At 70.4% G+C, this 14,186-nt stretch carries 8 protein-coding genes; 5 read left to right on the top strand and 3 right to left on the bottom strand.

The annotated features are described in order from the left end of the window. Positions 1-104: 104 nt before the first annotated feature. Both I73_RS25130 and I73_RS30575 read right to left on the bottom strand, forming a co-directional pair. A complete protein-coding gene (locus tag I73_RS25130; protein WP_022978815.1) occupies positions 105-4,931 on the bottom strand; it encodes a PAS domain S-box protein in 4,827 nt (1,608 codons plus the stop codon). Between the two features lie 19 nt (positions 4,932-4,950). Continuing rightward, positions 4,951-6,861, bottom strand: coding sequence for a response regulator (locus I73_RS30575; protein ID WP_022978816.1), 1,911 nt, complete (start codon positions 6,859-6,861; stop codon positions 4,951-4,953). 170 nt (positions 6,862-7,031) lie between these two features. Here I73_RS30575 and ftsY point away from each other — a divergent pair, with 170 nt between their 5' ends. After that, complete coding sequence (ftsY, locus tag I73_RS00465; protein WP_022978817.1) at positions 7,032-8,126, top strand: signal recognition particle-docking protein FtsY; 1,095 nt, start codon at positions 7,032-7,034, stop codon at positions 8,124-8,126. A gap of 109 nt (positions 8,127-8,235) precedes the next feature. Here ftsY and ffh read toward each other — a convergent pair whose 3' ends face one another. Next, positions 8,236-9,615 (bottom strand): signal recognition particle protein, encoded by a 1,380-nt coding sequence (gene ffh / locus I73_RS00470; RefSeq protein ID WP_022978818.1) that lies wholly within the window; start codon positions 9,613-9,615, stop codon positions 8,236-8,238. 63 nt (positions 9,616-9,678) lie between these two features. Here ffh and I73_RS00475 point away from each other — a divergent pair, with 63 nt between their 5' ends. From I73_RS00475 to I73_RS00490, 4 genes are read left to right on the top strand one after another with little or no spacing between them, the layout of a single operon-like run. After that, on the top strand, positions 9,679-10,488 hold the full coding sequence (locus I73_RS00475; protein WP_022978819.1) for an inner membrane protein YpjD: 810 nt from the start codon (positions 9,679-9,681) through the stop codon (positions 10,486-10,488). Positions 10,489-10,495: 7 nt separating this feature from the next. Beyond that, positions 10,496-10,750, top strand: a complete 255-nt coding sequence (locus I73_RS00480) for a PP0621 family protein (protein ID WP_022978820.1) — start codon at positions 10,496-10,498, stop codon at positions 10,748-10,750. Continuing rightward, positions 10,747-12,567, top strand: a complete 1,821-nt coding sequence (locus I73_RS25140) for an ATP-binding protein (protein ID WP_022978821.1) — start codon at positions 10,747-10,749, stop codon at positions 12,565-12,567. Before I73_RS00480 ends, I73_RS25140 begins: the two co-directional genes overlap by 4 nt. Then, positions 12,564-14,039: a sigma-54 dependent transcriptional regulator gene (locus tag I73_RS00490; RefSeq protein WP_022978822.1), complete on the top strand. Its 1,476-nt coding sequence runs from the start codon at positions 12,564-12,566 to the stop codon at positions 14,037-14,039. The genes I73_RS25140 and I73_RS00490 overlap by 4 nt, the downstream gene beginning before the upstream one ends. Positions 14,040-14,186 lie beyond the last annotated feature (147 nt).

Raw genomic sequence — 14,186 nt, forward strand, 5'->3', positions numbered from 1 at the left:
CCGGACCTGCGGATTATGATTCCGTCGCTCTAACCGACTGAGCTAAAGCGCCAAGAGCCCTCTACTATAGCATCGACTTTTTTGAGGCGTCAACAATTTTGTTGTCAGTCCGCCAGGCTGTCGGCCAAGCGGTTCACCAGGACCGCCGCCTGGGTGAATGAGAGTCGCTCGGTGGCGTCCTTCAAGGTGGCCAGATCCTGGGGCGCCATGTGCTGGCGCAGGGCTGGGGCGAGTTCGGCGAAACGGTCCAGCGCAGCCAGGTCCTGCGCCTCCAGCAGTTCAGCCCAGGCCCGCAGGGTGGCGCCAGTCAGGGTCAGGGGCGGCGCAGGTGCGCGGGCCGCGCGATCGTCTTCGCGGTGCAACTCGGCCAGGAAGTGCTCGGACTGCCGGTGCAGGCGTGTCAGTCCTTGCGCCAGGGCATCCAGGGCCGCGCGCAAAGGGGCCTCCGCGGTGTCCGAGCGGGCCAGCACCTCCGCCTCACCTGCCAGCTGTTGGACCACCTTGGCACCCAGCATGCCGGCGCTGCCCCGCAGCTTGTGCAGGCGGGCGGCCAGGGCGGCGGTGTCGAGCGTCGCACGGGCAGGGGGGGCACGCAGGTCCTGGTAGTCCGTCAGCAGGCGGTCCAGCATGCGCAGGAAGACGGTGGGATCGGCCCCGATGCGCTCGGCCGCCTCCCGGGTGTCGACCTCCGGCAGGCGTGGCCAGTGAGAGGCGGTGGTTGCCACGGAGACCTGGCGCCGCCCCACCGGCCAGGGGCTGCCTTGCCGGTTCTCCACATGACGCCGCAGCAGGCGGATCAGGGCGTGGGGGTCCAGCGGCTTGCTGATGAAGTCGTTCATGCCGCTTTCCAGCGCACGCTGACGTTCGGCCACCAGGGCCCCGGCGGTCAGGGCGATGACGGGCAGATCCCGCTGGCCCAGATCCTGGCGCAGGCGTCGGGTGGCCTCGTGCCCGTCCATGACAGGCATCTGGACATCCATGAGCACGGCATGGAAGCCGCCGGGGGCGGCGGCGAGCCGGTCCAGGGCCTCCTGGCCATTGCTGCAGGCGGTGACCGTCGCCCCTTCGCGTTCCAGGATGCGGCGGGCCACCTCCAGGTTGATGTCGCTGTCGTCCACCAGCAGCACCTGCATGCCCGGCAGCCAGCAGGCACCGGCCGCGTCCAGGCGGGTGGACTGGGTGACCTTGTCGAAGCGGTCGCCGCGGCGGGCCACGGCCGCGTTGACCGCGTTGAAGAGCTCCGAATGCGACACGGGTTTGCCCATGGTGCCGTCCACCAGTTCGCTGGATGGCAGCGGGCTCTGCGCGCTGAGAATCACCGAGGGGGGCAATTGCTGGCGGCCGAACTCTTGGCCCAGTTCCTCCAGCACCTCCAGGGCCGAGGCGTCGGCCAGGTGCAGGTCCGCCACCAGCGCATCCGGTGGCTGCTGGCGCCGCAGGCGCTCGCGCAGGCGCTCGCGCAGCTGCTGGGCCGAGTTCACGGTTTCGGCCCGCCAGCCCAGGGCCCGTGCCATGGCGGCCAGGATGTTGCGGTCGGTGCCCAGGTCGTCGGCGATCAGCACTTCCAGGGCCTGATTCATCGACCGCTCGGCGGGCGCTCGGGTCTCTCCACCTTGGTCCAGGCGCAAGGGCAGGGTCAGCCAGAAGGTGGCGCCCGCACCCGTGCGGCTGTGGACGCCCACCTCGCCGCCCATCAGCTCGGTGAAGTGCCGCACGATGGACAGGCCCAGGCCGGTGCCACCGTAGCGGCGGGTGGTGGAGGTGTCGGCCTGGGTGAATGGCGTGAACAGACGGGCCTGCACTTCTTCGGGGATGCCGATGCCGGTGTCGCTCACCTCGCAGCGCAGCACCACGCGCTCGGGGCCCCGCTCGGTCGCATGGATGTGCAGATCGATGCGGCCCTGCGCCGTGAACTTGAGGGCATTGCTCAGCAGGTTGGTGAAGACCTGGCGGATGCGTTGCGCATCGCCCACCAGTGCCTGGGGCACTTCCGGGTCGGCCTCCAGCGCCATCACCAGCCCCTTGGCCTCGGCCTGCGGGGCCATCCATTCCCGCAGTTCGTGCAGCAGCTCGTCCAGCCGGAACGGTGACTCGTCCAGGGTCATCTCGCCGGCTTCGATCTTGGACACGTCGAGCACGTCGTTGATCACGCCCAGCAGGGAGCGGCTGGCCATCTGGATCTTGGACAGGCAGGCACGTTGCTCGCCGTCGAGCTCGGTCTGGTCGAGCAGGTAGGACAGGCCGATCACCGCATTCATGGGGGTGCGGATCTCGTGGCTCATGTTGGCCAGGAAGGCGGTCTTGGCGGCGCTGGCCGCTTCGGCGGCCTCCAGGCGCAGCAGGGCCTGATCGGCCGCGCGGCGGGCCGTGACGTCCTGGATGGCACCCAACAAGCGCACAGGCGGGCCGAGGGGGCGCTCGGGCGCGAACTCGGGCTCGCCCACGCTGCGGATCCAGAGGGTCTGGCCATCCCTGCGGACCAGGGGGAGTTCGAGGTCCCAGCTGCGTCCCTGCTCGGTGGCTTCGCGGATGGCCTGCCGCACCGCGCTGCCGGCGTCGCCCGGATAGAAGGCCAGGGCTTCCTCCAGATCGGGCTGGTGGTCTTCCGCCAGGCCGTGGAGCAGCCGCACCTGCACGGTCCAGTCCAACTGCCCGGTGAGCAGGTCCAGCTGCCAGCCGCCCACGCCGGCCAGCCGTCCAGTGCGCTCCAGCAAGGCCCGACTCTCAGCCAGGTCCCGCTCGGCATTCTTGCGCTCGGTGATGTCGGTGCGGATGGAGATGAAGCGCTCGATGCGGCCGTCCGCGCCGACAAAGGGCGCAATGATGCTGTCCACCCAATAGGGCTGGCCCTGCTTGGTGAGATTGCAGACTTCGCCGTGCCAGGGCAGGCCACTGCTCACCGTGCGCCACATCGACTGCCAGAAGGACAGCGGGTGGTGCCCGGAGTTGACGACGCGATGGGTCTGCCCGATCAGCTCCTTCCGGCTGTAGCCGCTGATCTGGCAGAAGCCGTCGTTGACGTCGATGATGCGTCCGGCCCGGTCGGTGACCGAGTACAAGGCCTGTGACTTGATGGTGGACAGCAGCGCCTCGTTCTCTCGCAAGGCCTGACTCAGGCGCAGGCGGTTCTCGGTCAGTTCGGAGACGTCGTGCACCAGCACGTAGAAGCCCCGGACCTCGCCGTCCCGGACGTCCGGCAGGTAATGCGCCAGCGAGTGGGCCACCCCCTGACCATCGGGCCGCGGGATGCTGCGCTCGAAGCTCTGGGGCTCGCCCCGCAGGGCCGCTTCGATCATCGGCCGGTTCTGCTCGAACAACTCGGGGCCCAGCAAGTCGACCAATCCTTGGCCTGGCAGCTGGCCGGGGTCCACGCCGAACCAGCGCTGGTAGGCATGGTTGGCAAAGCGGTTGATCAGCTGGCGGTCCCAGTAGCCGATCATCGAGGGCACCGCGTCGAGGATGGTCTGCAGGTCTCGCCGGGCCGCCTCCAGCTCGGTCGTGCGCTGCCGCACCTCCTCTTCCAGCCGGGCATTGAAGTCGCGCAGATTGCGTTCGATCTGCTTGCGGTCGCGGATGTCGCGGATGGTCTTGGCCAGGCCGACGATCTCCCCGTGCACATCGGTGACGGCCGACAGGGTGATGGACACATCCACCCACTGGCCGTCGCGGTGGCGGCATTGGGTGTCGAAGGCGGGCAGACGCTCTCTGCCGAGCACGCGCGCGCGCCGCCGGTTCTGTTCCTCCAGACCATCGATGGGGTCGAGCAGGCGCGCGGCCTGCCGGCCCAGCACCTCGCTCTCGCGGTAGCCGAAGATCTGCTCCGCCGCGCGGTTCCAGCTGACGATGTTGCCCTCGACCGTCTCGCCGATGATGGCATCGCTGGAATGCTCGATCAGGGTGACCAGGCGGGCCTGCAGGGCCTGGGACATGATCTTGCGGCGGCGACTCACCGCGGCGATCAGGGCCGCGGCACTCAGCGCCAGGGACACGACCAGCCCGCCCATCGCCACCAGCCAGGCGGAGGTCAGATGCAGGCTCTTCGTGAAGGCCGGCGGGGCGGCCAGCGCGATGTCCCACTGCCGGCCGTACACCGACCGGACGAAGCTCTGGTGCGGATCCTGCGGGCCAACCGCCGGGCCGCTCTGAAAGAAGGGGCCGGGCTCCGCGGATCCGAGGTCGCGCAGCCGCAGGGCAAAGCCCTCCTGGGCCCAGTGCATGCTCTGCAGGATCTCCCCCAGTGACAGCGGGGCATAGGCCCAGCCGATGGTGGCGGCCTCGCGCGCCTGCGGGCTGTCCTGTGGCGCGCCCGGGCGGTAGATCGGCAGCAGGAAGAGAAAGCCCTGCTGGACCTGGCCGCTGGCCTGCACCAGGGTGATGGGGGCGGTCAAGCGGGCCTGGCCACTGCGCGCCGCATCCAGCGCCGCGGCCCATCGGTGGGCTTCCGAGGCGATGTCCAGGCCGATGGCGGCGCGGTTGCTGGCCTCGGGCTCGATGTACTCGATCACCGCCAGCGGGCCTTCATGGGGCGCCATCTGGTGGATCGTGCTGCCGGGCCCGCGCTCGCGCAGCATGCGGGCCTGCAGGCGCGGCAGCTCAGCGGGCGCGATGCGCCGGATGAAACCATAGCCTCGGGCACCGGGGAATTCCTGCTGGATGTCCCGCGAGGCGGCATAGACCCGCACGCGGTCGAGATCCAGTTGCCACTCTCCCGCCGTGAGCACGGCGCCCCGCAGGCCCCGCAGGCCGTATTCGTAGCTGCGGATGCGCTCGGTGAGGAGGGCGGTCAGCCGCGCGGATCGGTCGACGAACTCGTTTTGCGCATGGGCCCGGTTGCGGGCGTCCCATTGCCAGGCAGTCAGCAGGGACAGCAGTGTCCCCAGCAGCAGGATGGCGGCGGGCCAGAGCCAGATCGGGCGGTGCCGGGCGATCATGACGGGGTCGCCGCTTCCGTCACGCCGGGTTTCCTGGCCCTGTGTCGGGGCGGGTCAGCGGCAGCGCCAGGGTCACGGTCGTGCCGTCTTCCGGGGCGGAACGCACGGTCAGTTGTCCTCCCATGGCCAGCACGAGTTGCCGGGTCAGCGCCAGGCCGATGCCATGGCCCTGACCGGAGCGCCCCAGCCGGTTGAAGGGCTCGAACAGATGGGCCTGTTGCTCGGGGCTCATACCGGCCCCTTCATCCTGGAAGGACAGGGCGGCCGAGTCCCCGTGCCGGGTCAGTCGCACTGTCAGCCGGCCGCCGCTGCAGTTGTACTTGATGCCATTGCTGCCGAGGTTGAGCACGCACTGCTTGAGGCGGTCGGCATCGCCGGCGATCCACAGTGGCTGATCCGCGATCTGCAGATCGATCCGGACCTGATGCCCGGCGGCCTGGGTGCCGAGCGCGGGCAGGGTGTCGCGCACCAGGCTGCTCAGCTCGACAGGCTCGGACTGGATCTGGAACTGTCCGGTCTCGAAGCGGTTGACATCCAGCACATCGTGCATCAGGGCCTGCAGCATCTTTGCCGCGGTGCTAATCTGCTGAAGCCGCTCGGCCTGGGCGGGCGGCAGGGGATGCTGGCCATCGAGCGCCATCAGCTGCCCCAAACCCAAGATGCCGTTGAGCGGATTGCGAATCTCGTGGGCGAAGTAGGACAGCATCAAGGTCTTGGTGCGGCTCGCGGTTTTCGCGCTCAGCTGGTCGCGGCGGGCCTTCTCGGCGAGCTCCTGGCCGCGCAGATCCCGCAGCCAGACGGTGGTCAGCCGTTCGCCGTCNTGCCCCAGCGGCACTCGCACCACCTCCACCGGGATGGCGTCTCCCTGCCTGGCGGGCAGCAGTGCGCGGCGCGACTGCGCCGCACCGTCCAAGGCTTCGGCCGGCACCCAATGCGGCAAGGGGTGGCCCAGCACCTCCTCTTCGTCAACCTGCAGCAATCGGCAGGCGGCCTGGTTGACCAGCACCACGCGGCCCTGTGCGTCGGCGGTCAGCAAGGCTTCCGGTGCCACCGCCAGGATGTCGGCCATGCGGTCGTCGCCCAGCCGGCGCCAGTGCTCCCGTTCGGCCTGCAGGACGGCATCGGCCTGGCGGCGGCTGCGCAGGAGGCTGCGCAGCCGGGCCTGCAGCACCGCCGGGATGAAGGGCTTGGTCACGAAGTCCGTGCCGCCGGCTTCCAAGGCTCGGGCCTCGGTCTCCGGGTCGGCATGCCGGGTGACGAATACCACGGGCACCGAACGCAGCCGGGGCAGGGCCTGCAGCCGTTCGCACAGTTGCAGGCCATCCTGATCGGGCATCTGGATGTCCAGCAGGATCAGGTCCGGTGGGTCGGACTGGGCCAGCTGCAGGGCCTGGGCGCCATCGTTGGCCAGCAGCAGGCGGGCGCCCAGGCCGTCCAGGGCGCGTCGCATCACGTCCTGGGCGATCAGGTCGTCATCCACGATCAGGATGGTGGGGGGCGGGGGGGCCCCCGCGGTGGGTGGAGGGGCCCCCGCCTGCTGCAGGGCCGAGGCCGCCAGGCGGCGGGCGCGAAGCTGCGCGCGGATGCGGGCGATCACCTGCGAGGCCACCGGCGGCTTGTTGACGAAATCGGCCGCCCCCAGATCCAGTGCGGCGGCTTCGATGCGGGCGTCGTGGTGGCTGGTCAGGAAGATGATCGGAATGGGCGAGAGCTCGGGGTCTCCCTTCAGGCCCTTGCACACGGCAAAGCCGTCCAGGCCCGGCATCTCGGCATCCAACAGGATGAGGTCCGGGCGTTGCTCGCGGGCCAGGCGCAAGGCGTCCGTGCCATTGAGCGCGAAGCGCACGCGGCCTTCACCGGCGAGCATGCGACCCAGGATCTGAACGGTCTCCGAGTCGTCATCCACCAACAGCAGCAGCGGTTTGGACATGGGGCTCCCTGGTTCCTGTGGACGTCCGTCGCACCATTGTGGAGTTGTTTACTGGGGAATAGAGCGGGGCCCCCGGGAAATCCGCAGTCCGGCACCCCCAAGTTGTTCACGCCGGCACGTCCTTTGGCCCAGCCACTGGCGCTGGGCGAGCCCTCAGTGACAATACGGGCATGTTCAGTTTCTTCCGCAAAAAGGCCGCGCCGCCGGCGCCGACCGTGGAGGCGCCCGCCGAGTCCACTCCGGTTCCCGTGTCGGTGTCTGTCGAGGCACCGCCCGCGCCGCTGCCGGTCCCCCAGGCCACCGTGGCCGAGCCCGTGGCCCCGCCTGTCGCAGAGGCCGCGCCCGCGGCCCGCCAGGGCTGGCTGTCTCGCCTCAAGGCCGGGCTGGCGCGCACCGGCTCCAGCATTGCCCAGGTCTTCACCGGCACGCAGATCGACGACTCGCTCTACGAGGAGCTGGAGTCGGCCCTGCTGATGGCCGATGCCGGCGTGAAGGCCACCGAGCATCTGCTGACTGACCTCAAGCGCCGGGTCAAGGAGGCCAAGGCCACCGATCCGTCCCAGGTCAAGGGCCTGCTGGTGGACGCCGTGGCCGAGCTGCTGGCGCCGCTGGAGGCCGCGCTGACCATCGGCCGCCACCCGACCACCGTGATGATGGTGGTGGGTGTCAACGGTGCGGGCAAGACCACCAGCATCGGCAAGCTCACCCGCTACCTGGCCGAGCATGACGCCAAGGTGCTGCTGGCCGCGGCCGACACCTTCCGCGCCGCGGCGCGCGAGCAGCTCTCCGTCTGGGCCGGGCGCAACCAGGTCGAGATCGTCTCGCAGGAAGGGGGCGACCCGGCCGCGGTCAGCTTCGACGCCGTCAACGCCGGCCGTGCCCGTGGCTGCGACGTGGTGATCGCCGACACTGCCGGCCGCCTGCCCACCCAGCTCCACCTGATGGAGGAGCTCAAGAAGATCAAGCGCGTGATCACCAAGGCCGATGCCGGCGCCCCGCACGAGGTGCTGCTGGTGGTGGACGGCAACACCGGCCAGAACGCGCTGGCGCAGGTCAAGGCCTTCGACGAGGCCCTGGGCCTGACAGGTTTGGTGGTGACCAAGCTGGACGGTACTGCCAAGGGCGGCGTGCTGGCGGCCATCGCGCTGTGGGCGCGCGAGCGCGCGGCCGGCCCGGTGCCGGTCTACTTCATCGGTGTGGGCGAGAAACTCGAAGACCTGCAGACCTTCAGCGCGCGCGAGTTTGCGCAGGCCCTGCTCGAGTAGCGACGGGCATCGGAGCGGAACCCGGCCGAGCGCCCGGCCGCTCCGAAGCCGGCCGGGTCAACCCGCCCGGCGGGTGGCTGCGCGTACCCGCGCAGCCGGGTGCCCCAGGTCACATGCCCGGGGGCATCATGCCCTTCATGCCACCCAGGCGCTTCATCATCTTCATGAGGCCGCCGCCCTTCATCTTTTTCATCATGCCCTGCATCTGGTCGAACTGGTTGATCACCCGGTTCACGTCCTGAACCTGCACGCCCGCGCCCTGGGCGATGCGGCGCTTGCGGCTGGCCTTGCTCTTGTGGTCCAGCAGCAGCGAGGGCTTGGTGCGCTCCTTGGCGGTCATCGCGCTGATGATGCCCTCCATGCGGCGCATGTCCTTCTCGGCCCGGTCCATGTCGGCCTGGCCGGCCTTGGCGGCCATCTGCGCGGGCAGCTTGTCCATCAGGCTGGACAGGCCGCCCATCTTCTTCATCTGGCTGATCTGCGACAGGAAGTCGTTGAAGTCAAAGCCCTCGCCGGACTTGACCTTCTCGGCCAGCTTCTGGGCGGCTTCCAGGTCCACACCCTTCTGGACCTCCTCCACCAGGGCCACGATGTCGCCCATGCCCAGCACGCGGCCGGCATGGCGCTCGGCGTCGAAGACCTCCAGGCCGTCGATCTTCTCGGAGACGCCGGCGAACTTGATCGGCGCGCCGGTGATCTGCCGCACCGACAGCGCGGCGCCACCGCGCGAGTCGCCGTCCAGCTTGGTCAGCACCACGCCGGTCAGGGGCAGGGCCTCCTTGAAGGCCTTGGCGGTGTTGATCGCATCCTGGCCCTGCATGGCATCCACCACGAACAGGGTCTCGACCGGGTTCAGCGTGGCATGCAGCTCGCGGATCTCGGCCATCAGGGCCTCGTCGATCGCCAGCCGGCCGGCCGTGTCCACCAGCAGCACGTCGAAGTAGTGCTTCTTGGCGTAGTCCAGGGCGGCCAGGGCGATGTCGCGCGGCTTCTGGTCGGGCGCGGAGGGGAACCACTCGGCCCCGGCCTGGCCGGTGACGGTCTTCAGCTGCTCGATGGCGGCCGGGCGGTAGACGTCGGCCGAGACGGTCAGCACCTTCTTCTTGCGCTTCTCGATCAGCAGCTTGGCCAGCTTGGCGGTGGTGGTCGTCTTGCCGGCGCCCTGCAGGCCGGCCATCAGGATGATGGCAGGTGGCTGGGCGGCCAGGTTGATGTCGGCCACGCCCTCGCCCATGGTGGCGGCGAGCTCCTTGTGGACGACCGAGACCAGGACCTGACCGGGGTTGAGCGAGCCCACCACCTCCTGGCCCAGGGCCTTGTCCTTGACCCGGGCGATGAAGTCCTTCACGACGGGCAGGGCCACGTCAGCTTCCAGCAGGGCCATGCGCACTTCGCGCAGCATGTCCTGGACGTTCGATTCGGTGATGCGGGCCTGGCCGCGCATGGTCTTGACCAGGCGCGACAGGCGGTCGGTGAGGGTGGTGGCCATGGGGTGTGCGCTCCTTTGCGTTCCGGCACGGAAGGCGGATGGGGGCGCCGGTAAACTGTGGCGATGATTTTAGCCGCCGACCCCCCCGCCGCTTCGACGACGCTGGCCACGGCACTGACTGTGGCCGCCTATCTGCTGGCCACGCTGCCCGCCGGGCCCGAGCGCCGCTGGCCCCTGCAGGCCCTGGTGGCCGCCTGGGGGCTGCAGGCCCTGGTGCTGGTGTCGGACGCCTGGCCCGGGGCCGATGGCCTGCCCGGTCTTCGCATCGGCTTCGCGCCGGTGCTCTCGCTCACAGTCTGGCTGGTGATCGCCATCCACGGGCTGGAAAGCCGCATGCTGCCGGTGCCGCGCCTGCGGCGCACCCTGGCGGCCACCGGCGCGGTGGCTGCGGCGCTGGCCTGGATCTTCCCGGGCGAGCTGCATGTGGTGGCCCATTCCCACTGGGCGCCGCTGCATTGGCTGATGGGCCTGCTGTCCTATGGTCTGTTCGGTGCGGCGGTGTTGCATGCGCTGCTGCTGGACAATGCCGAGCGGCGCCTGCGCGGTGGCATCGGCACCAGCAGCGGCACCTTCGGCGTGCCGCTGATGCGCCTGGAGCGCCTGACCTTCCGTTTCGTGGAGGCCGGCTTCGTGGTGCTCACCCTGGCCCTGGCCCTGGGCCTGAGCTCGGCCTACTGGCGCTGGGATCACAAGACCGTGCTGTCCCTGCTGGGCTGGGCCACGCTGGCGGCCCTGCTGATCGGCCGCCGCGTGCGGGGCTGGCGGGGCCATCTGGCCACCCGCTGGCTGTACGCCGGCGCCTTGCTGCTGCTGCTGGCCTATGTGGGCTCCCGCTTCGTGCTGGAAGTGGTGCTGCAGCGCGCCGCGGGCTGAGACCTTCATGGCGAGGATCCTGCTGTTGCTGGGCCTGCTGGTGCTGGCCCTGTTCTGGGCCCTGGGCCGTCGCCGGGACGGGGCCGGTTCGGCGAAGGCTGGGCCTGGCCCGGTAGGCGCCCCTCCCGGGCCCATGCCCATGGTGGCGTGCGCCCACTGCGGCCTGCATCTGGCGCAGGCCGAGGCTGTGCAGGACGCCGAAGGTCGCTGGTTCTGCAGTGAAGACCACCGTGCGCAGGGAGCGCGGGGAGCGCGGGGGTGAGCCGGCCCCGTTCCAGCCCGCCGGAGGCGGCGGACCCTGATCGCGACAGCTCCTGGTTCGGCAGCACGGTGGCCTTTTCCGAAGAGACCGATGGGCCGGACGACGGCCCGTTCTGGGCAGCCCGGGTGCGCCGTCTTCTGCATGGCGGGCGGGCCACCCAGCGCCGCATCTACACCACCTACCTGTTCGCGCGGGCCGCCCTCGGTCTGGGGCTGGTGGCTGCCCAGGGCTTGCTGAACTGGCTCGGCGGCCGCGGTCCGGGTGCGGTGTTCTGGCTGGCGGGGATTTACGCGGGCCAGGCCAGCCTGCGCTGGTGGTGGTGGAAGCGCCGGGCCGCCCAGGCCCAGCGCCTGAGCGCCATGCATTGGTGGAGCACCATCGGCGTGGACGTGCTGCTCTTCGGCGCGATGCACTGGCTGGACACCAGCTCCGCGCTCAATTACGGCGCGCTGCTGGTGCTGCCGGTGCTGATGGCCGGGGTGCTCAGCAGCCGGCTGCCGGCCCTGGCCACGGCCTCGGCGGTCACGCTGCTGCTGCTCGTCACGGCCTTCCACAAGGGCTTGCAGGGTGGCGACCTGCCGGGGCTGCTGTCCCAGGCCGGGCTGGCGGGCGCCGGCCTGTTCATGATTTCCCTGGTGTCGGGTCAGATGACCCAGCGCCTGGCCCGCGAGGAGCAGGCCGCCCGGGACAGCCTGGAGCTGGCCTTTCAGCAGGCGGAACTCAACCGTCTGGTGATCGACGAGATGTCCGATGGCGTGCTGGTGGTGGACCGGGTCGGGACCGTGCGCGCGGCCAATCCGGCGGCGCGGGCCCTGCTGTCCGAGCAGGGCCATTGCCCGGCGCCGCCGTTCCCCTTGGGACAGGAGCGGGGATGGCGTGCGCTCAGGGATGCCGTGCGACGGGCCTACGAGGTTGGCCATTGGCCACCCGAGGGGGTGGACCTCTCGGTGGCGGCGGCCGGCGAGATGCCGCGGTCCATCCGCGTGCGGGCCCGCTTCACCCGCGGCGTGCGGCTGACCGCCGAGTCCACGCCGGGCCGGCCCGGCAGCCAGGAGGTGCTGGCGGTGCTGTTCGTGGAGGAACTCCGGCAGGTGCTGGCACGCCAGCGGCAGGACCGTCTGGTGGCCATGGGCCGGATCTCCGCCGGGGTGGCGCACGAGATCCGCAACCCGCTGGCGGCGGTGGCGCAGGCCAATGCCCTGCTGCAGGAAGACGCCTTGCGGGCCGACCAGCAGCGCCTGGTGCGCATCATCGCCGACAACGTCGAGCGGCTGCGGCGCATCGTGGACGACGTGCTGGAGGCCGCACCGGGCGGCACCACGCCCTCGCGCAGCCTGGATGCGGTGGCCGAGACGGGCACCATCGTCAGCGAGTGGGCTCACACGGTGGGCCTGAACCTGGGCGGCGCCAGCCGCCTGAAGGTGGAACTGCCCACCCAGGGCCTGGGCGTGTCCTTCGACCCGGACCACCTGCGTCGCGTGCTGGTCAACCTGCTGGACAACGCGCTGCGTCACGCCAGCGACCAGCCTGGCTCGGTGCTGCTGCGGCTGGAGGCGCTGGAGGGCGACTTTGTGCGCCTGACCGTGGCCAATGACGGCCAGCCTATTCCCGCGGAGGTGGAACCCCACCTGTTCGAGCCCTTCCACAGCACGCGCAGCCGCGGCACCGGCCTGGGCCTGTACATCTGCCGGGAACTGTGCGAGCGTCATGGGGCGCTCATCGACTTTGTGCGCCTGCCCGGCGAACGCCGCTGCAACCAGTTCATCGTGGTGATGCGGCGTGATGTGGTTCCCGACGAGGCCCGACTCCATCTATGAACGAATCCCATTCGACCGGCCGCGTGCTCGTGGTCGACGACGAGCCCGATCTGCTGACCCTGTACGAGCTCAGCCTGCTGCGCGAGGGCCACGAGGTGGAGACTGCGGCCAGCGTGGGCGAGGCCTGGGACCTGCTGCAGCAGCGCCGCTTCAGCCTGGTCATCACCGACATGCGCCTGCCTGATGGCAGCGGCATGACGCTGATGCACAAGCTCGAACAGGCGCACCGGCCGGAGAAGGTCATCGTGATCACCGCCTACGGCTCGGCCGAGAACGCGGTGGAAGCCCTCAAGGCGGGCGCCTTCGACTACCTCACCAAGCCGGTGGACCTGCGGCAGTTCCGCTCCGTGGTGGCCGCGGCCCTGGGCCGGGTGGCCACGCCGGTGCCACCGGCCCAGCCGGCCGGGCCGCTGTCGCAGTCGGCCCTGGCCCGGCTGGTGGGCCGTTCGGCTGCCCTGGGCGAGGTGCGGGAGCTGGTCGAGAAGGTGGCGCGCAGCATGGCGCCGGTGCTGGTGCAGGGCGAGTCCGGCACCGGCAAGGAGCTGGTGGCCCGCGCCATCCACGAGGTCAGCCCCCGCTCGGGCCAGGCCTTCGTGGCGGTGAACTGCGGCGCCATCCCGGAGCATCTGCTGGAGTCCGAGTTCTTCGGCTATCGCAAGGGCGCCTTCACCGGTGCGCAGGAGGACCGGGCTGGCTTCTTCCAGGCCGCGCACGGCGGCACCCTGTTCCTCGACGAGATCGGCGACCTGCCGCTGGCCATGCAGTCCAAGCTGCTGCGGGTCATCCAGGAGCGCGCGGTGCGGCCGGTGGGCGCGGTCAGCGAGACGCCTTTGAACGTGCGCATCGTCAGCGCCACCCACAAGGACCTGGCGACCGAGGTGGCGGCCGGGCGTTTCCGCCAGGATCTGTTCTACCGCCTGAACGTCATCCGCATCGCGGTGCCGCCGCTGCGTGAGCGCCTGCAGGACCTCGACGAGATCTGCCAGGCCCTGCTCGAACGCATCGCCCGCGATGCGGGCGTGTGGCCATCGCCGCAGCTGTCTGCGCAGGCCTGGGCCCGCCTGAAGCGCTACCACTTCCCCGGCAATGTGCGCGAGCTGGAAAACCTGTTGCACCGCGCCGTCGCGCTGAGCACACACGAGGTCATCGAGGCCGGCGATCTGGGCCTGCCCGAGGCCCTGCTGGGCGATGGGCAGGGCGACGGCGATGCGGTGGCGGCTGCGCCGACGCACCCGCTGGCGGCGGGGGGCGTGGCCGGCGAGGACGGTGGCGACGAGCCCCTGCCCACGGACCTGGCGGCCTACCTCGACGAGGTGGAGCGGGCCATCCTGGTGCGTGCGCTGCGCCAGCATGGTTTCAACCGCACGGCCGCCGGCAGCAGCCTGGGACTGTCGCTGCGGCAGATGCGCTATCGCATGGCCCGCCTGGCCATCACCGAAGGCGACGACGGGCCGACGGCGGAAGCCTCGTGAACGCCGCGTCGACGCCGCCGGCCGGGCCGGACTGGCAGGCGGGGTGGTGGTCTGGCGCACAGGTCGTGCCCTCGCCGAACTTCGGCCCCCGCCGGCCGGCGTGGCCATCGATCTGGTGGTGCTGCATTCCATCAGCCTGCCGCCCGG

The sequence above is a fragment of the Ideonella sp. B508-1 genome, assembly GCF_000333615.1.
Classification (GTDB): Bacteria; Pseudomonadota; Gammaproteobacteria; order Burkholderiales; family Burkholderiaceae_C; genus Ideonella.